The organism is Lacinutrix mariniflava (assembly GCF_001418015.1).
In the GTDB taxonomy this organism is placed as follows: Bacteria; Bacteroidota; Bacteroidia; order Flavobacteriales; family Flavobacteriaceae; genus Lacinutrix; species Lacinutrix mariniflava.
Window position 1 is genome coordinate 638,768 of record NZ_LIQG01000026.1, and the last position, 19,920, is coordinate 658,687.

General features: G+C 32.1%; 17 protein-coding genes. 15 read left to right on the forward strand and 2 right to left on the reverse strand.

Translation table 11 applies throughout. From position 1 onward, the window contains the following. Positions 1–253: 253 nt before the first annotated feature. The 3 genes from ASC44_RS09795 to ASC44_RS09805 all read left to right on the forward strand — a co-directional run bounded on the left by ASC44_RS09795 (position 254) and on the right by ASC44_RS09805 (position 3,653). Positions 254–1,039, forward strand: coding sequence for a DnaJ domain-containing protein (locus ASC44_RS09795; protein ID WP_055447423.1), 786 nt, complete (start codon positions 254–256; stop codon positions 1,037–1,039). Positions 1,040–1,250: 211 nt separating this feature from the next. Further along, the gene (locus ASC44_RS09800) at positions 1,251–1,793 is read left to right on the forward strand and encodes an RNA polymerase sigma factor (protein ID WP_055447424.1); all 543 of its coding nucleotides are present in this window, start codon (positions 1,251–1,253) and stop codon (positions 1,791–1,793) included. A gap of 12 nt (positions 1,794–1,805) precedes the next feature. Further along, positions 1,806–3,653 (forward strand): energy transducer TonB, encoded by a 1,848-nt coding sequence (locus ASC44_RS09805; protein WP_055447425.1) that lies wholly within the window; start codon positions 1,806–1,808, stop codon positions 3,651–3,653. A gap of 111 nt (positions 3,654–3,764) precedes the next feature. Here the strand turns inward: ASC44_RS09805 and ASC44_RS09810 are convergent, their stop codons facing one another. Further along, positions 3,765–4,505: a lysophospholipid acyltransferase family protein gene (locus tag ASC44_RS09810; protein ID WP_055447426.1), complete on the reverse strand. Its 741-nt coding sequence runs from the start codon at positions 4,503–4,505 to the stop codon at positions 3,765–3,767. Positions 4,506–4,631: 126 nt separating this feature from the next. On the opposite strand from ASC44_RS09810, the gene trpS reads away from it, so the two are divergent. After that, the gene (trpS, locus tag ASC44_RS09815) at positions 4,632–5,600 is read left to right on the forward strand and encodes a tryptophan--tRNA ligase (protein WP_055447427.1); all 969 of its coding nucleotides are present in this window, start codon (positions 4,632–4,634) and stop codon (positions 5,598–5,600) included. A gap of 19 nt (positions 5,601–5,619) precedes the next feature. Here trpS and ASC44_RS09820 read toward each other — a convergent pair whose 3' ends face one another. Further along, positions 5,620–6,570, reverse strand: coding sequence for an NAD-dependent epimerase/dehydratase family protein (locus tag ASC44_RS09820; RefSeq protein WP_055447428.1), 951 nt, complete (start codon positions 6,568–6,570; stop codon positions 5,620–5,622). Between the two features lie 158 nt (positions 6,571–6,728). On the opposite strand from ASC44_RS09820, the gene ASC44_RS09825 reads away from it, so the two are divergent. The 11 genes from ASC44_RS09825 to ASC44_RS09875 all read left to right on the forward strand — a co-directional run bounded on the left by ASC44_RS09825 (position 6,729) and on the right by ASC44_RS09875 (position 19,906). Beyond that, a complete protein-coding gene (locus ASC44_RS09825; protein ID WP_055447429.1) occupies positions 6,729–7,250 on the forward strand; it encodes a hypothetical protein in 522 nt (173 codons plus the stop codon). Further along, positions 7,247–7,780 carry a nuclear transport factor 2 family protein gene (locus ASC44_RS09830; protein ID WP_055447430.1) on the forward strand — a complete coding sequence of 178 codons (534 nt, stop codon included), beginning with the start codon at positions 7,247–7,249 and terminating at the stop codon, positions 7,778–7,780. The genes ASC44_RS09825 and ASC44_RS09830 overlap by 4 nt, the downstream gene beginning before the upstream one ends. Before the next feature lie 129 nt (positions 7,781–7,909). Then, positions 7,910–10,003, forward strand: a complete 2,094-nt coding sequence (locus tag ASC44_RS09835) for a M13 family metallopeptidase (protein ID WP_055447431.1) — start codon at positions 7,910–7,912, stop codon at positions 10,001–10,003. 171 nt (positions 10,004–10,174) lie between these two features. Beyond that, positions 10,175–10,678, forward strand: coding sequence for a GbsR/MarR family transcriptional regulator (locus ASC44_RS09840; RefSeq protein WP_055447432.1), 504 nt, complete (start codon positions 10,175–10,177; stop codon positions 10,676–10,678). Between the two features lie 12 nt (positions 10,679–10,690). Beyond that, positions 10,691–11,821: an efflux RND transporter periplasmic adaptor subunit gene (locus ASC44_RS09845; RefSeq protein WP_055447433.1), complete on the forward strand. Its 1,131-nt coding sequence runs from the start codon at positions 10,691–10,693 to the stop codon at positions 11,819–11,821. A gap of 21 nt (positions 11,822–11,842) precedes the next feature. Continuing rightward, positions 11,843–14,980: an efflux RND transporter permease subunit gene (locus ASC44_RS09850; RefSeq protein ID WP_055447434.1), complete on the forward strand. Its 3,138-nt coding sequence runs from the start codon at positions 11,843–11,845 to the stop codon at positions 14,978–14,980. 4 nt (positions 14,981–14,984) lie between these two features. Beyond that, positions 14,985–16,406, forward strand: a complete 1,422-nt coding sequence (locus tag ASC44_RS09855; protein WP_055436099.1) for an efflux transporter outer membrane subunit — start codon at positions 14,985–14,987, stop codon at positions 16,404–16,406. A gap of 11 nt (positions 16,407–16,417) precedes the next feature. Then, positions 16,418–17,011 carry a TetR/AcrR family transcriptional regulator gene (locus ASC44_RS09860; protein WP_055447435.1) on the forward strand — a complete coding sequence of 198 codons (594 nt, stop codon included), beginning with the start codon at positions 16,418–16,420 and terminating at the stop codon, positions 17,009–17,011. Positions 17,012–17,028: 17 nt separating this feature from the next. Further along, a complete protein-coding gene (locus ASC44_RS09865) occupies positions 17,029–17,424 on the forward strand; it encodes a hypothetical protein (protein ID WP_055447436.1) in 396 nt (131 codons plus the stop codon). 49 nt (positions 17,425–17,473) lie between these two features. Beyond that, positions 17,474–18,055, forward strand: coding sequence for a Crp/Fnr family transcriptional regulator (locus ASC44_RS09870; protein WP_055447437.1), 582 nt, complete (start codon positions 17,474–17,476; stop codon positions 18,053–18,055). Positions 18,056–18,130: 75 nt separating this feature from the next. Then, entirely contained in the window at positions 18,131–19,906 is a 1,776-nt protein-coding gene (locus ASC44_RS09875; protein WP_055447438.1) for an alpha/beta fold hydrolase, read from the forward strand. The last annotated feature ends 14 nt before the right edge of the window (positions 19,907–19,920 follow it).

Below are 19,920 nucleotides of genomic sequence, written 5' to 3' on the forward strand. Positions count from 1 at the left end.
ATTTTTATATTAATATTCTATTTGTACAAAGTTAATCAAAAACCATGCAATTATTATTATGGCGTTACCTTATATCACTATCGTGCCATAAGGTCAGGCTATCACTACTCGCTTTTTTTGAGAAAAACAAAAAAGAGCTCAAACATGCCGTTCCATCCTTAACGCACTTACTTACTAATAGTCGTAACAAAACAAACATATTGACAACTAACAAAGTATTATATTTACAATCTTAAAAAATAATAGCGAGAGAATGAGCGGATTAAAATGGATTGGTGCCACATTAGGATGGTCTTTTGGAGGACCAATAGGAGCAATAATAGGATTAGCATTAGGTAGTTTAGGAGATGCTTTAGCATCAGGAAAAGGAAATATATTTTTAGGTCAAGGCGATGATTCGCAACAGCAACAAGGTGGAAGACCACATTATAGAACGCAGCAACAAAGAAGATCTCAAACAACATCTGGAGATTTTGAAGTTAGTTTACTAATACTGGCAACTGTAGTAATAAAAGCAGATGGTGTACAAGACCAAAGAGAACTAGATTTTGTACGAAAACAATTTGTTGGTATGTATGGCAAAGAGAGAGCCAACAAAGCTTTCGATTTATTTAAAAAAGTAAGTCAGCAAACCATTCCATTACGTCAAGTATGTATGCAAATACAGCAAATGATGGATCACTCGTCTCGCTTACAATTAATGCATTTCTTATTTGGTATTGCAAAGGCAGATGGTATGGTAACCGAAGACGAAGTAAACCAAATCTTCACCATTGCGGGTTATTTAGGTATTAGTTCTAGCGATTATAATAGTATTAAAGCCATGTTTTATAACAGTAGTGATAATGCTTATAAAATATTAGAAATCACCAAATCTGCAACAGCAGATGAAATTAAAAAAGCCTACAGAAAAATGGCTAAAAAATACCATCCAGATAAAGTAGAACACTTAGGAGACGAACACAAAAAAGGAGCCGAAGAAAAATTTAAACAAGTACAAATGGCTTACGAGCAGTTGCAAAAGGAACGCGGGTTGTAAGTGAAGTTTTTACAAAGCAATTTAAAATGAGACTACTAATTACAGCTCCTCTCTTTAGTTAAAGAGAGGTGGTTTCGGTTTAACCGAAATCGGAGAGTTTGATAAAAAATGCGAAGCTATTTTAATTGTCATTTAGTACTACACTTAAAATAATTAAAAAAAAATAGGAGACCTTTCCATAAAATGACCATTAATAAGTAAACAACTATTTATGAGCGATCAAAAAATATTGGAACTTTTTAAAAATGGTAAGCGAAGTAAGGCGTTTAAAGAGTTATATAAACTCTATCCAAGAATAGAAAAACTTATTCTATCTAAAGGAGGGACAAAAGCAGATGCTAACGATGTGTTTCAAGAAGCGCTAATTATACTCAATAGAAATCTTGAAAAATCAGATTTCACATTAACATCTTCATTTTATACTTATTTATATTCCGTTTCGCGTTTTGTATGGAAAGACATGCAAAATAAGTTTTCAAAACAAGAACTACTCAAGTTAAGTACCGATGAGGTTTCTATATTTCATAACGTTTTAGAGGAACAAAAATACCAGTTTGCCGAAAAAGCTTTTCGCGAATTAGGAGAACGATGTCAACAATTACTACAACGGTTTTACCTCAAAAAAATGTCTTTTAAAGACATTGCTAAGGTTATGCAATTTAAAAGCGAAAAAATTGCCAAAAACCAAAAGTACAAATGCTTACAAAAAGCAAAAGACATCTACAGAACAACACTAAAAACCGTTCAATCTTAATTCGAAACAATCATGGAAAAATATATAGAAAATACCGACTTAATAAACGCTTATTTAAACAATACGCTTTCAAAAAACGAAAAATTAATTTTTGAAAAAAGACTAGAAATAGATTCAGAATTTAAACAACTTTATAACGAGCAATTAGCAATTTTAGAAGGCATTAATCGAGTAGGTTTAAAAGCTGAAATTAATGCAGCAAAACAAAGCTACGTTCGTGGGAAGTGGATGAAATATATTGGAATTTCGGTTGGTGTTGTTTTAGTTTCAGTTGTGATTTTTAGTTTAGTTTTTAAAACTGAAATAACTAAAAACACAGAAAAAATAAACAATCAAATTGAAGCTATTACAGATGTAGAAACTGTTGAAAAATCTTTAAAAAAATTAATTGAAGACCCTAAAGAGTTAAAAGAAGTAATAGAAATAGATGATGAGATTGCCACGTCTCGAAAAGCGACTCGCAATGACGTATCGATTGAAGAGGTTGTAAATAAAGAAGCAGTTTCAAAAGAAAAGTCACTTGTAAAAATAGACGAAGTCTCTCAAAAAACAAAGCCTGAACCAATGGCAACAGAATTAAAGGCATTCTTCAAATTAAATAAAAAACAACCTCAAATAATAGAAGTAAATACAGAAAAAGAGTTTACTGTTACTTGTAAAGAAGGAACCATTTTAACCATTCCAGCAAAATCTTTTGTAGATGCTAAAACAGCAAAATTAGTAACAGGAATAATTAGTCTTGAAGTTACAGAATACTATAAATTGTCTGATATGTTAATTGGTAATTTAACAACAAAAGCAGATGATAAGCAATTGGAAACTGGAGGCATGTTGTATTTAGATGCTAATAAAAAAGGCAAAAAACTAAAATTAAAAAAAGGAAGAAGAATACAAATGACTTTTAATAGTAAAGGCAAAAAAGGCATGCAATTATTTTCTGGTGAAGAGAATAATGAAGGTGTGAATTGGAAATTACAAACTGAAAAAAAGGAGAGTATAGAAGAAGATGTTGAAGTCGCTTTTTCAACAATAGAAATAGTTCCAACTTATCCTGGATGCGAAAATCTTTCAAATAATGATAAGAGAAAATGTATGAATGATGCAATAAATAAGATTGTATCTAGAAAGTTTGATATGGAAATTGCTGAAAATTTAGGGCTAAAAGGAAAACAAAAAATTGTTATAGATTTTAGAATAGACAAAAAGGGAAATGTAGGTGAAGTTAATGCACGAGCATCAAGAAAAGAAGTAGCAGATGAAGCTGTAAGAGTTATAGAATTTTTACCACAATTTATTCCAGGTAAACAAAGAGGTAAGCCTGTAAGAACTCGATATTCTTTAGTTTTTAATATTCAATTGGAAGGTGAAAATACAGAATCAAACTCAGTTGTTTTTGTAAAAAGTGATAAAAAATTTATAGAAATTTTCGAAAAACGTTTAGATTCTATTGAATCTTCAAATGGAATCCTTGGAACAATAAGTAATGACCATATTGCACGCTATGCCTTTGCAACCACAAAACTAGGTTGGATAAACTGTGATAGATTTGTTAACTCTAAAAAACAAAAAGTAAAATTTAAACTAAAAATTAAAGACCCTAATGGAACTAATGTAAAAATGGTTTTTAAAAGCATGAGTTCTATTTTACCAAGTAAAAAGTTTGCAGACGAATTCGATTTTGGGCTTCTTCCTATAGATGAAGAAGTTATAGTAATAGCTATTAAAAAAACAAAAGACAAGTTGTATTTAGCTAAAAAAGAGATGCAAACAAAAAGGAATCCAGATTTGAAACTAGACTTCAAAGAAGTAACAATTCAAGAGCTTAAAATGGAATTAGAAAATTTAAATAGTTCATTCTAATATTCTTTTAGCGTCATTGCAACGCGTTTTTGTTACATGGTAATCTCATGAAGTAATCGATATATTTAAGAGGTTGCCACGCTTCACACGCAATGACATTTCTAACTTAACCTACTTACTCCCAAAAGCCAACAATTGATTATAAATAACAGACTTAGACTGTGCATTAATAGCTTTAGCATCATCCTTTGTTAAACCTTCAGTCTCAATAAATTTGTGAATTTTCGCTCTCATTTGTCCAGGGCTTCCACTAAAAAAAGTATAAGAAAAACGTTTTTTATTGTCTCCAAAAGTAATCGGTACAATTGGTATTTGATGATTTATAGCTAAACGGAAAGCACCATCTTTAAAATCGGTTAAAAGAATGTGTTCTTCAGGTACCAAACCTTCAGGGAAAATGCAAATACTTAAACCTTGCTTTAAACGTCTTTGCGCTCTTAAAAACACGGCTTGTCTGCTTTTTGGGTTATTTCTGTCTACTAAAATAGCGGTACGCTTGTAGAAAAAACCAAATAAAGGAATCTTTGCGAGTTCAGCTTTACCAACAAAAACAAATGGGTTTTTAACAGTAACTAACATTAGCATAATATCCAACATAGAGGTATGGTTGGCAATAAACATATAACTCTTGCTTTTTTCGGGTACTTGCTCTCTTATTATTTTAGTATTAAATCCCATGCCTATTAAAATACAACGTGCCCAAATGCGTGCGAGTTTAAAGAAGTAGGGATACCAAGATTCTTTTAAAATCGAGACTATTAGAAATGGAAACATAATAATTATAGGTAATGCAACCATTACGTAAAACCAAATACGGTAGAATAACCAGAAAATCTTTTTAAAAACAATCATAAGCGCCAAAAATACATAATTGTTTTGAGCTATTTTAATTGAAAAAAAATACCTTTGTTTTTTAATTAACCTAAAAGCGATTACTGCTTAATTTATAGATAGCAGAGTCAAGTCACATACATTATTATGGCAAGAGTACTTACAGGAATACAAAGCACAGGAACACCACACTTAGGAAACATATTAGGCGCATTAAAGCCAGCAATGGCATTAGCTAACGATGCAGCAAACGAATCGTTTTTGTTTATTGCAGACATGCACTCGCTTACCCAAATTAAAGATGGTGAAACATTAAGAAATAACACGTATTCTACTGCTGCAACTTGGTTGGCTTTAGGTTTAGATATAGAAAAAACAATATTTTACAGACAAAGTGATATACCACAAACAACAGAGTTGTCTTGGTATTTAAGCTGTTTTTTTCCATACCAACGTTTAACATTAGCACATAGTTTTAAAGATAAAGCAGACAGATTAGAAGATGTAAACGCAGGTTTATTTACTTACCCAATGCTTATGGCAGCAGATATTTTATTATATGATGCCGAAATTATTCCTGTTGGAAAAGACCAATTACAACACATAGAAATGACGCGTGATGTAGCCTCTCGTTTTCATTCTAAAATGGGTGAAACATTTGTTATGCCTAAAGGTCAGATACAAGAAAGTAATATGCTTATTCCAGGAACCGATGGTGCTAAAATGAGTAAGAGTAAAGGTAATATTATCAATATATTTTTACCAGAAAAGAAACTACGTAAGCAAGTAATGACTATTAAAACAGATAGTACTGCTCTTGAAGATGCTAAAGATTGGTCTACTTGTAACTGTTTTGCTATTTATAGTTTAATGGCTTCGGAGGAAGAAATAACAACTATGAAAGCCAACTACGAAAACGGTAATTACGGTTACGGTCATGCAAAGCAAGCCTTATTCGAATTAATTTTAAAAACGTTTGAAACAGAAAGAGAACGTTATTATTTTTATATGGATAATCTTGATAAAATAGACGAAGCGCTTGTTAAAGGAGCAGAAAAAGCTAAAGTTGTTGCAGATGCTGTTTTAAAACGTGTAAGAGCTAAAGTTGGATATTAAATATTTATGCAACTAAAAGCTATTTTTTAATAGCTTTTAGTTGTGTCAACATTTCTTTAGTAATAGCTTCAAGATCAAAACTGTGTTTCCAGTTCCATTGCTCTCTAGCTTCGGTATCATCAATGCTTTGTGGCCAAGAATCTGCAATGTCTTGTCTAAAGTCTGGCTTGTAAGTCATTTTAAATTCAGGAATAACTTTTTGTATAGACGCTGCGATTTCTTTAGGCGTAAAGCTAATTCCAGATAAATTATAAGCCGATCTTATTTTTATAGTCTCTGGCTTTGCAGCCATAATATCTACCGTTGCTTTAATAGCATCGTCCATAAACAACATTGGTAATGCTGTGTTTTCAGATAAGAAACATTCATATTTACTAGCTTTTAAAGCTTCGTGATAAATTTCTACAGCATAATCTGTAGTACCACCACCTGGTAATGTTTTCCAACTAATAATACCAGGATAACGAATACTTCTAACATCTACTCCGTATTTATTATGGTAATATTCGCACCAGCGCTCACCAACTTGTTTGGTAATACCGTAAACCGTAGTTGGCTCCATAGAGGTATATTGTGGTGTGTTTTCTTTTGGTGTTGTTGGTCCAAAAACAGCAATACTAGAAGGCCAAAATACATGATCAATAACTTTTCCTTTGGCAAGGTTTAAAACATGAAATAAAGAATTCATATTTAAATCCCAAGCTTCCATAGGATATTTTTCTCCTGTGGCACTCAGTAAAGCAGCCATTAAATAGATGGTTTTTACATTATTGTTTAAGCAACAATCCTTAATAGCATTAAAGTTTTTTGCATCAAGAATAACAAAAGGACCAGAACTTACAAGTTCTAGTTTTCTAGTATTAATATCGCTTGCAATTACATTATCGACTCCATGGATTTCCCTAAGTTTATAAGTAAGTTCTGAGCCTATTTGACCACAAGCTCCAATAATTAAAATTTTTGATGACATAGTATTGTTGTATATAAAGTGAATCAAAAATAATAAGATTTTATTCAACTTCAAGTTAAAAATAGAATATTAACAGCGTGAGTATATTTTTATGATATTAGTAAGAGCTTAAAAGCTTGAATACAATATATTTGTAACAATAAAAGACACTTTATTTAATGAAAAAGTTATTAATACTCATATTTCTAGTTATGCTTTCGGCATGTAAAAAGGAGGTAAAGCCTGAAACAGAGAGCGCTTTGGTTAGCAACGACTCTACAAAAGTAACTAAAGAAGATATTTCTAAAATTAACTATATAGAATATGGTATAGATAATAAAGCAAAACAAACATTAGATTCTTGGCAGGCTTACAATACGATTTCACGAGCTATTGAGACCTTAAAACAAGGAGATTTCACCTTCTTTAAAACAGATGATGAGGTTTTTAATACTACTTTAAAAGATATAGAAACAACAACTCCAGAAACCATAGATAGCGAGCCAATTAAAGCTAGAGTTTTAATTTTAAGAACTAAACTTTTAAAGTTTAGAGAAGTAATTAATTTAAACACTGCTAATAAAAAGGATAAATTGATAGCTATAAAAGAATTGTTTCAGTCGTTTTCTTACGTTACACTTCAAATAAACAAGAAGTTTGAAAAAGAAGCACAAAATATTATTAAACCAGATTCTTTATGAGAATAATTACATTCCTTTTATTGTGTATACTTTCGTTGTCTTGTAAAACAGCGGTTAAAACAGATAATATAGAAACGGAAAGTGTTTCAACTGAAGAGATAAAAAAAAGTATCAATACCTCGTTAGATCTTTGGCATAAGGCTGCAGCCGAAGCAAATTTCGATAATTACTTTAATTTAATGACAAAAGAAGGTGTGTTTATTGGTACAGATGCAACTGAAAACTGGCAAAATGAAGCTTTTAAAATCTTTTCAAAACCTTATTTCGATAAAGGAAAAGCTTGGAGTTTTACATCAGTAGAAAGAAATATTTATATATATGAAGATCAAAAACTAGCTTGGTTCGATGAGTTGTTAGACACGCAAATGAAACTATGTAGAGGCTCTGGAATATTAAAGTTAGAAAATGGTAAATGGAAAATAGCACATTATGTTTTGTCTATAACCATTCCAAATGAGAATGTTACCGAAGTTGTAAAATTAAAAACAGATTTTGATAGTTTATACACTAAAAAACTAATGCTTAAATAAGAACAAAATAAAAGTAATTTACAAAGCGCATTCTTAAACGGGATGCGCTTTTTTATGTTAAATGAAAAGGTTACATAAAAATATCTGTGTAAATTAGAGGCCTATAATCAACTAAAGAATAGTAATAAAATGAAAACTAATTTTAAAACAGTTTCATTACTTGGTGTATTTGCTTTATCAAGCATTATGGCATGTAAGGAAGAGCCAAAAAAAGAAATGGTTCAATTAGAAGTAACGCCAGGCATTAATTTGGATTTAATGGATACAAATGTAAAGCCTAGTGACGATTTTTTTAAATACGTAAATGGAAAATGGTTAGAAACTAATGAGATTCCAGATGATAGATCTTCTTGGGGAAGTTTTGCTGAACTTAGAAAAAATACAGATGCAGATGCTTTGGCTATTTTAAAAGCAGCAATGAATACAAATAAAGATTTCGAAACTATTGAGGTGCTTCCGGGATCAGATCAAGAAAAGGCTGTTCATTATTTTCAAACAATAATGGATACAGTGGGAAGAAATGAGCAAGGTTTAAAACCATTACAACCATATTTAGCTAAAATAGAAGCTATTAAAAACAGTGAAGATTTACAAGCATACATGATCGAAATGGAGCCTCAAGGAGGTGGTGGTTTGTATGGTTTTGGTGTTGGTAGTGATCCTAAAGACAGTAATAGAAATGTTGCTTATGTTGGAGGAGGAAGTACAGGCTTACCAGATAGGGACTATTATGTTAAAGATGATGCAGATTCTAAAGAGAAAAGAGCTAAGTATGTTGAGCATGTTGCTAAAATGTTACAGTATTTAGGAGATAATGAAGCTGAAGCAAAGGAGCAAGCAGATAATATTTTAGCTTTCGAAACGCGTATAGCAGAGGCTAAAATGGATAAAGTAGAAAGACGTGATGCTCGTAAACGTTACAATCCAAGGTCTATAGCAGACTTACAAAAAATGGTGCCAGCAGTAAACTGGAGAAATTATTTTGATGGCATTGGTGCAACAAAATTAGATACTGTTATTGTTGGAGATTTAGGATATTTTACGCGTTTACAAGAAATTCTAGCTGAGGGAAATGTAGAAGATTGGAAAACCTATTTAAGATGGTCTGCTTTTAATGGAGCAGCCGGAAGTTTATCTACAGAATTAGATAAAGCAAATTGGGAGTTTTATGGAAAAACATTAAACGGATCAAAAAAACAACGAGCTCTAGATGAACGTGCTTTAGGAAGTTTAAACGGTACATTAGGAGAAGCTTTAGGTAAATTATATGTAGATAGAAAGTTTCCGCCAGAAGCTAAAGCAAAGGCAGAAAAGATGATAAAGAATGTAATTTTAGCATTCGAAGGCAGAATAAATAATTTGGAATGGATGAGTCCTGAAACCAAGTTAAAAGCAATTGAGAAATTAAAAGCAACGCAAATTAAAATTGCTTATCCAGATAAGTGGAAAGATTACTCATCTTTAGATATTGCAAGTACAGAAGAAGGCGGTTCTTACCTTCAAAATTCATTAAATGCAAGTGCTTGGAATTTTAAAAAGGATATTGCAAAATTAGGAAAGCCTGTAGATAAAAGCGAATGGTATATGGCTCCACAAGTTGTGAATGCTTATTTTAATCCTGCGTTTAACGAAATCGTTTTTCCTGCAGCTATTTTACAGCCACCTTTTTATAATTACAATGCAGACGATGCAGTTAATTATGGTGGAATTGGTGCTGTTATTGGTCATGAGATTTCGCACAGTTTTGATGATTCTGGATCGCGTTACGATAAAGACGGAAACTTAAACGATTGGTGGACAAAAGAAGACTTAACTAAATTCGAAGGTTTAGGTGCAGACCTTGCAGCGCAATATAGTGCTATTGAAGTGTTACCAGAAGTAAACATTAATGGTAAATTTACTTTAGGTGAAAACATTGGTGATTTAGGTGGTGTTTTAGCTGCTTACGATGCTTTACAATTAAGCTTTAAAGACAGCGCTAAACCAGAAAAAATAGATGGTTTTACTGCAGAGCAACGTTTCTTTATGAGTTGGGCGACCGTATGGAGGACTAAAATGCGTGATGATGCTTTAAAAACAAAAATTAAGACAGATCCACATTCTCCAGGAATGAATAGAGCTGTACAACCACTTTTAAATGTTGATTCGTTTTACGAAGCATTTGGCATTAAAGAAGGGGATAAAATGTTTATTACTCCAGAGGAACGTGTTAGAATCTGGTAAGAAACCATAAAACAGTATTAAAAGCCACTCTAAATAGAGTGGCTTTTTTTATTTAACAATAATTTAACTTCGATTAGTTCGGATTGTTCCGAACCTAAAAGTATCTTTGCAAAGAATTTTACTGGAAGGAGATTTTTTTTAGTCTCAAGAGGCAGTAATAAATTATTAAAAATGAAAGAAAATATCTGCAAAGAGAAAATGGGTTTAGTTGAAAAACTAGGAGTGCATTTAGAAGATAGAGAGCAACTAGCTCCTGTTGCTGCACGTATTCTAGCTTATATCATTCTTACAGGTAAAAAAGGAACCACTTTCGAAGATATGGTTACTATACTTTGTGCAAGTAAGAGTACAATTTCTACACATCTTAAGCATTTACAAGATTTACAAAAAATTGTTTACTTCACAAAAACGGGAGATCGCAAAAAGTACTTTATTATTAATAAGGATATGATTGGTCAGCATATCGATAGCATGATAAATAAATGGTCAGAAGAACGCGAAATGCATTTAGAGATCAAAAAGTACAAGGAAACGATAAACAATAGTAAAATTGAAAATGAAAATGAGAAATTCGATTTAACGTTTCATGACGATTATATAAAATTTATAGATGGCGCAAAAGCCTCTGTAGAAGAATTAAAAACAAACCTAGCAAATAATAAATTCGATATTTAAATTAAAGTAATAATGAAAAACAATAGATTATACACGTTACTAGCACTAACCTTATTTTTAGTGGTTTCAAGTTGTGGAAAAAATAAAGAGCAAAAGGCAGCAGCACCAGCTCCTCCAGCATCGTTTCCAGTAGTAAGTATGCAAACAAAAACGGTAACAGGATACCAAGAATACCCAACAAATATAGAAGGTGTAGTAAATAGTGATGTAAGAGCTAAAGTTTCAGGATATATTCAAAACGTATTAGTAGACGAAGGTCAAAAAGTACGTAAAGGTCAAGCTTTATTTAAGTTAGAAACGCAATCTTTAAGTCAAGATGCAGGAGCTGCAAGAGCACGTGTTAATGTAGCACAAGTTGAGGTAGATAAATTGATTCCTCTAGTAGAAAAAAACATTATTAGTGGTGTGCAACTAGAAACAGCGAAAGCTAATCTAGCACAAGCAAGAGCTTCTTTAAGTGGTGTTTCTGCTAATATTGGTTATGCTACTATTAAAAGCCCTGTAAATGGTTATGTTGGTGCTATTAATTTTAGAGAAGGAACTTTAATTAGTCCTAACGATAGCAACCCACTAACTACTGTTAGTGATATTAGTGAAGTGTATGCCTTTTTTAGTTTTAACGAAGCGCAATACATCGATCTTTTACAAAGATCTGAAGGACAAAATAAAGCAGAGCGTATTAAAAATTCGCCAGACTTAAGTTTAGTCTTAGCGAATGGAAAAATGTATTCTGAAACTGGACGTATTCAAACCAGTACAGGACAAATTAATGATAAGACTGGAACTATAAAAATTAGAGCCGCTTTTAATAATCCAAACGAAATTTTAACCAATGGTAATAGTGGTAAAATTAGATTTCCAATAGAGTATAAAGATGCTATTGTTGTACCACAATCTGCAACATTCGAGCAGCAAAAAGATATCATGGTTTTTACTGTTGATAAAGATAATAAGGTAAAATCTAGTATCATAAAGGTACAAGGTACTGTAGGTAACTTATATGTTGTAGAATCTGGACTTAAGGTAGGCGATAAGCTTATTGTTTCTGGAGTAGGGAAATTAAGATCAGGAATGGCTATTGCTCCAAAAGACACACCTTTTGATGAAGCGATTAAGCCTGTAGCTGTATTATTTAAAAACTAGTAACTAACAAAAATAGTAGTCATGTTAAAAACATTTATTGAAAGACCTGTTCTTTCAACGGTAATTTCTATTATCATAGTTGTACTTGGTTTTATTAGTATATCAAGTCTACCCATAGAAGAGTATCCAGATATTGCACCGCCAACAATTAAGGTAACGGCATCTTATGCTGGAGCCAATGCAGAAACTGTTTTAGAGAGTGTAATTATTCCTATAGAGGAACAAATTAATGGTGTTGAAGGGATGAGTTATATCACTTCTACAGCATCTAATACAGGTACAGCAGAAATCACAGTTTATTTTGATCAAGATGTAGATGCAGATATTGCTGCGGTTAACGTTCAAAATCGTGTATCAAGAGCAAATGCTTTATTACCTCAAGAGGTGCTTCAAACAGGAGTAATAACACAAAAGCAAGAAACAAGTGCTTTAATGTTTATTTCTATGTATTCTGAAAATGAGAGCTACGATGCTACATTTATTCAGAATTACTTAAAAATAAATGTAGTACCTGCAATGCAACGTATTAGTGGTGTTGGAGATGTTAGTTTATTCTCTCAACAAGATTACGCGATGCGTATTTGGTTGAAACCAGAAAAATTAGCAACCTATGGTTTAATACCTTCAGATATTACAGCAGCTTTAGCAGAACAAAACTTGGAAGCAGCTGCAGGTTCTTTAGGTCAGAATAATGGAGAAGCATTTTCATATACGTTAACATATAGCGGTCGTTTTAAACATGAGCAGCAATATGCAGATATTGTTATTAAGGCTTTAGGAAATGGAGAGTTTCTACGTCTAAACGATGTAGCAACTATAGAATTAGATGCACAGTCTTATGCGGCTAACGCCATGAGTATGGGTAATCCAGCGGTTTTTATGGGTATTTTCCAAACCAAAGGATCTAATGCAAGAGAAATTATTGAAAACATTAAAGTGACTTTAGAGTCGGTTAAAAAAGACCTTCCAGAAGGATTAGATGTTTTTGTGCCTTACGATACGAGTTTGTTTTTAAATGCTTCTATAGAAAAGGTAATAAGTACTTTATTAGAAGCCTTTGTATTAGTATTCTTAGTGGTATTCCTTTTCTTACAGGATTTTAGATCTACTTTAATTCCGGCAATTGCGGTTCCAGTTTCTATTATTGGTACGTTCTTTTTCTTGAATGTTTTTGGATACTCGATTAACTTGTTGACGCTATTTGCGTTAGTGCTCGCCATTGGTATTGTGGTGGATGATGCTATTGTGGTTGTAGAAGCTGTACACGCTAAATTAGATGAAGGTGAAAAAGATCCTAAAAAGGCGACACTTACTGCTATGAATGAAATATCTGGAGCTATTATATCTATTACTTTAGTAATGTCAGCAGTATTTATTCCGGTAACGTTTGTAACAGGACCTACAGGTGTGTTTTACGAGCAATTTGGTGTCACTTTAATTATTGCTATTTTAATTTCGGCAGTAAATGCATTAACTTTAAGTCCAGCATTATGTGCGCTATTATTAAAGCCTCATAAAGATGACGAAGAGTTGAAAGGTAAGAGTCCATTAAAACGTTTTTATAAACTTTTTAATCGCGGATTTAATGCAACAATAAAACGTTACGGAAAATCACTTCATTTTTTATACAAAGTAAAATGGATCTCTCCTTTATTATTAATTTTAGCTTTTGCTGGAATTTACTGGGCATCTTCTACAACTCCTACAGGATTTGTACCAAATGAAGATAGAGGAATTATTTTTGCAAACATTGCATTACCAGAAGGATCATCTTTAGATAGAACAGATGCTGTTTCTAGAGATTTATACGATAAAATAAAAGATATCGATGGTATTGTTGCAGTAAACTTTATTAAAGGTAGAAGTTTAATTAATGGTACTGGTAGTAACTATGGTTTTGGTATTATAAAATTAGCAGATTGGGCAGACCGTGAGGATGTTTCAACATCAGTACAAGCCATTACAGGCAAGTTATTTGGTGCTGCAGCAGGAGTTAAAGAAGCAAATATTATTTTCTTTTCACCGCCAAGTATTCGTGGTTTTGGTAACTCAGCTGGTTTCGAGGTTAATTTATTAGATAAGTTTGGTGGCGAGTTTAAAGACTTAGATCAAGCGAATAAAGATTTCGCAATGGCTTTAATGTCGCATCCAGAAGTAAAATATGCACAATCATCTTTTAGTACAAACTATCCACAATACGAAATGGAAGTTAATGTACCATTAGCAAAGGAAAAAGGCGTGCCTATTAATAGTATATTCTCAACTTTACAAGGTTATATTGGTGGAATTTACGCTTCAGATTTCTCTAGATTTGGGAAACAGTTTAGAGTATACATCCAAGCTTTACCAGACGATAGAGCAGATGTAGACGATTTAAATAGTATGTACGTTCGTACAGATTCTGGTGAGATGACACCAATTACACAGTTCGTAAAATTAGAGCGTGTATATGGTCCACAATCGGTAACACGTTTTAACTTATTTAATTCTACTTCTATAACTGGTGCTACAAACGATGGGTTTAGTACAGGTGATGCTATTAGAGTTATTGAAGAGGAAGTTGCAAAATTACCTAATAATTATACGGTTGCTTATTCTGGTTTAACAAGAGAGGAAGTAAGTGCAGGAAACCAAACAGCCTTTATTTTTGGATTGAGTATTCTGTTTGTATACTTCTTATTAAGTGCACAGTACGAAAGTTACTTATTACCATTTGCAGTTATTTTATCATTACCATTTGGAGTCTTTGGAGCTTATATAAGTACTAAGTTTTTAGGACTAGAGAATAATATTTACTTCCAAATTTCTTTAATTATGCTTATTGGTTTATTAGCCAAAAATGCCATACTTATTGTGGAAATAGCACTGCAGAAACGACGAAAAGGAGAAAGCATTGTTGAGGCTGCTGTAGATGGAGCAAAATCTCGTTTACGTCCAATCTTAATGACTTCGTTTGCCTTTATTCTAGGTTTAATGCCATTAGTGTTAGCAAAAGGTGTAGGATCGGAAGGAAATAGATCCATTGGTACAGGAGCCGTTGGTGGATTGCTAATAGGAACTATTTTAGGAGTCTTCGTTATTCCAATCTTATTTATATTATTTCAGTGGTTACAAGAAAAAATGTCTAGTAAACCAGCAGTACAAACTATAGAAGAATAAAACGATGAAATCAATTATAAAACATAGAAATTTTAGTAAAGGAGCACTAATTTTAGTTGTTGCACTTACGTTACAAAGTTGTTTTGTGGCGCAAGATTATGCAAGACCAGAATTAGATATAGAAACTGAAGCACTTTACAGAACAGATAACCTGCCAACAGACAGCGTATCTATTGCAGATGTATCTTGGAAAACCTTATTTTCAGACCAATATCTTCAACAATATATAGAGGAAGGTCTGCAAAATAACATGGATGTTCGTATTGCAATACAACAAATGGTAGCTGCCGAAGCTTATGCAAAACAAGGCAAAGCAGGTTACTTACCATCTGTAAGTGTTGGTACAAATTGGACACACCAAGAACTGTCTAAAAACACGCAGTTTGGAGCGTTTTTAACAGACACTTCTACAGATCAGTTTGATGTAACAGCAAACCTATCTTGGGAAGCAGATATTTGGGGAAAAATTCGAAGTAATAAAAGAGCAACTCAAGCAGCTTATTTACAAAGTGTAGCCGGACATCAAGCCGTAAAAACGCAACTAATCTCTAGTATTGCTAATACGTATTACAGTTTATTGGCTTTAGATGCGCAATTAGAAATAACTAAGCAAACCATTGCAACCAGAGAAAGTAGTGTAGAAACTATTAAGGCTTTAAAAGATGCTGGTCAGGTAACACAGGTTGCTGTAGATCAGAATGTGGCACAATTTAATAGTGCAAAAGCATTAGAGGTAGATATTGAAACTGCTATTTTTAAAACTGAAAATACACTTAGTATTTTGTTAGGTAAATCTGCTCAAAATTTTGAAAGAAGTAGTTTGGATATTCAAAAAATAGAAGAGGAACTTAAACTTGGAGTAGCGGCAACATTGCTTAGTAATAGGCCAGATGTTATGGCAGCAGAGTATAATTTAATTCAATCTTTTGAGTTAACTAACGTTGCTAAAAGTAACTTATATCCATCTTTAAAATTAACTGCTTCGGGAGGTTTACAGAGTTTGGAAATAGACAAATTGTTTAATGCAAACTCTTTATTTGCAAATATAGTTGGCGGTTTAACGCAGCCATTATTTAACAAACGTGCTTTAAAAACGCAAAAAGAAGTAGCTATTGCACAACAAGAGCAGTCTTTACTTCAGTTTAAAAAGACATTGTTAATAGCTGGAACCGAAGTGTCCAATGCTTTATTTTCTTATGAATCTGAAACTAAAAAATTCGAATTTAGAAAGAATGAAGTTGAGGCTTTACGTCAAGCAGAAAGCAATTCGGATATTTTACTTAAAAATGGTTATGCTAACTACTTAGACTTATTAACAGCAAGACAAAGCGCATTAAGTGCAGAGCTTAATATAATCGATAGTAAATTACAACAACTAGTGTCTATTGTAGATTTATATGAAGCACTTGGTGGTGGATGGAGATAAAATAAATTAAAATGATTACTAAAGCAGAGTTATTAAAATGTTCTATTTCAAAATTTACGCAATTTGGTAGCAAACATGTTACTTTAGACGAGATAGCAAATACGCTTGGTATATCAAAAAAAACAATTTATACGTTTTTTAATAACAAAGAAGACTTAGTTATATCTAGTATTGAAAGTTTATTAAATGAGTATAGAGACGATATAAATGGGATTGTTAATAGCAATGGTAAAGATCCTATTTTATGTGTTATATTAATTTACCGTAGAGGGTTTGAGTATTTAAAATACTTTAAGCCCTCTTTTTTATTTGGATTGCAAAAGTACTACCCAAAAGCAGCTGATTTGGTAGATGATTTTACCGAAGAATTATCAAACGATATCGTTTACAAGCTTCTTAAAAATGCAAAAGAATCTGGTGATATTAAACAAGATCTTAATATAGAATTGATGACCAAAGTCTATTTTTTTAGGATTGATAACCTTATATTTAAGAAGAATAATTTGTTTGAATTGTATCCAAAAGAAGAGTTGTTTAAGTATTTAGTGATCTATAATTTAAAAGGTGTAATTACAAGTAACTATTCTAATTCTTATTTTGAATAGTTTAGTATTTTTGCAATATGAAAAAAGACATTGACATTCCAAAAGTTGAAGGCGTTTACGTTGCTATTGTAAACGAGTACAACGACATTTATAAAACTCAAGATTGGAACGCTTATATAATTAATGATAAAGATGTTGATTTAGAAATGGTGCTTATTGTTACTAGTGGTTATTCTGAAAAGAAAATGACTTCTATTTTTAGAAAAAAACTAGACAAGCTTCCTAAAAAAAGTTACGCTAAAATAGAATTGATGCAGGAAGACTTATTTGCGCTTAACAATCAATTTAAGGTTACTTTTTTTCAGGATAATAAAATGTTCGATAAAACATATACTTTTAGAAAAAACACGATTAATCTGCAGGCTTTACAGGCTCTTCCTTTAATGGAAGCACGTGGTGTTTTGGTAAAGTAGATTATTTAGATACTTTTACATTAGATTGTAAAACCTAATTAATAAAAGTATGGACAACAATAAGTTAATAGAATATCTAGAAACCTTTGGAGCTTTAACAAGTAAAGATAAGCTGTGTCTAATAGACAATGTCGAGTTTAAAGCGTACAAAGCTGGAGACGTGTTTTTGCATACTGGAAAAATAGCTAATCAAGTTGGTTTTATTATCGAAGGTGTATTTCGATATTTTTTTTACGATGGTCAAGGTAACGAGATTACATCGTATTTTATGTCTGAAAGCCAATTTGTAACCAATATTACTAGCTTTAACGAGTACACGTTTAGTTCTGGAACTATTGCCGCAGAGACCGATTGTCTTGTATTAATTATAGATAGAAAAGGTTGGGAGTTGTTTGCAGAGCAAATTGAAAACTGGAATAGTATTATTTCAAAAATCACCTCAAAGACGTTGTTGGAAAAAACTAATTTTCAGCGCCGGCTAATAAACCAAGATGCTAAAGCTTCTTATTTAAGTTTGTTAGAACAAAATCCATCCATTATAAATAGAGTACCTCAAACTCATATTGCTTCATTTCTAGGAATAACAAAATTCTCGTTAAGTAGAATTCGTAATCAAATAGCTAATAAATAGTATTAGTTGTCATTTGGCAACGGATAACATTGCTATCCTTTAGATATTTGTATCATAATAATTAATAAAACTATTATGAAAAAAATATTAAAAGTAATTGGCAGTATTCTAGTACTTCTTATAGTTGGAATAGGGATAATCTATTTCTTTTTTCCTCAAAAAATTGTAGATTTCACCTACTCTCAAAATGCAAGTGCAGCGAAATTAACAGCTGAGACAATAACTGTTAATGGTTATAATACTCATTATTATACAAACAATAATACTACTGCAAAAGATACATTAGTATTGCTTCATGGACTTGGTGATGATAAAAATAGCTTTGTGCAATCGGCTGCATTTTTAACTAACGATTATTATTTAATTATTCCAGATCTTTTAGCTTCGGGAGAGAATGAAAAAGATAACACTTCAGATTTAAGCATTAAAGGTCAAGTCGATTTTTTAAATCAGTTTTTAACCAATTTAAAAGTTGAAAATTTTAGTCTAGCAGGAAACTCTATGGGAGGACATGTGGCTGCTGCTTATGCTATTGCATATCCCAAAAAAGTAAATGCGTTAGTACTTTTAAATGCACCAGGTTTAACGTTAGATGATCATGTTGTGTATTCTGGATTTGGTAGTGTTTTAAAAGATGAAACCGATTTAAACGCTGTTTTGTCTCGCGTATTTTATAAAGTGCCAGATTTACCTGGTCCTATAAAAAAAATGTACATCTCTCAAATTAATGAGAGTCGCGATTTTTTAAACAATAATATTATTCCTCAAATAAAAAACGGTCAATATTTTGATTTAAAAAATAACATAAACCAAATAAAAGCGCCAACTTTAATTCTTTGGGGGAAACACGATGCTGTTGTAAAGTTTAATGTAGCAGAGCGTTACAAAAGAGATATACCATTATCTGAAATCGAAATTATAGAAAATGCTTCACATTCGCCACAATTAGAAGTGCCAGAAGTTGTAGCAACAAGTATTAACAGTTTTATTCAAAATAAAAGTAAACAAATGAAAGCAGCAGCACCAACAACTAGAGAACAACATTTAGCTAAAGTACAATTGCACAGATGGTATCAGTTATATGAAAGAGAGATGAATGAGAAACGTATAAACAATCAATTAGATATTTTAGACGATGCTATTTATATGAAATCTGCTGCAGGTGAAATGAAAGGAAAAGCGAATTATCCTGAAAGATTGACGGCTTATAAAGGTTGGCAAAATGCACACCATGTAGAGCATGTAAATGTTACAACTATAGAAGATGGATTAAAATTAGAAGCAGATATTAGGTATCAAAATATAAGACCAGATGGTGAAAAGAAAAGTTACACGATACATTACAACACGAAACTGATTAATGGTGAGGATTATTTACCTAAGTTTTCGTCTATTGAAATAACGCCTACAGGAGAAACTAATGATAACTTTGAAGATGCTTATGGAACTAACAGAGTAAAGTCTTTAATGTATTACTGGATTGCATCTATGGAAAACCTAGATGGAGATGTTTCACCTTTTAAGGAGGTTTTAGCAGATGGTTTTGTGTTGAATTTTTCTACGCAAAGTAGAATGACTTCTATTAAAGAATTAGAGACATGGTTAAAAGGGACGCCAATACAGTTGTCTAATAGCGAGCATTATCCTAAGCATTTTGAAGTGAAACAAATTATTGAAAATGAGTTTGAAATGAAGGTAGAGTTCTATTGGAAAGGACAATCTAAAGATGGAAAAAAACTAGAAGCTACAACACAGCACACTTGGTATGTTTTAGATAACCCAAACGATAGGTTTGCTAAAATTTTAAAGGTAGATGTTGTGCAAACCGTGCCTTTAAAAGTGTTAGAATAAATATTAAAAAAGAA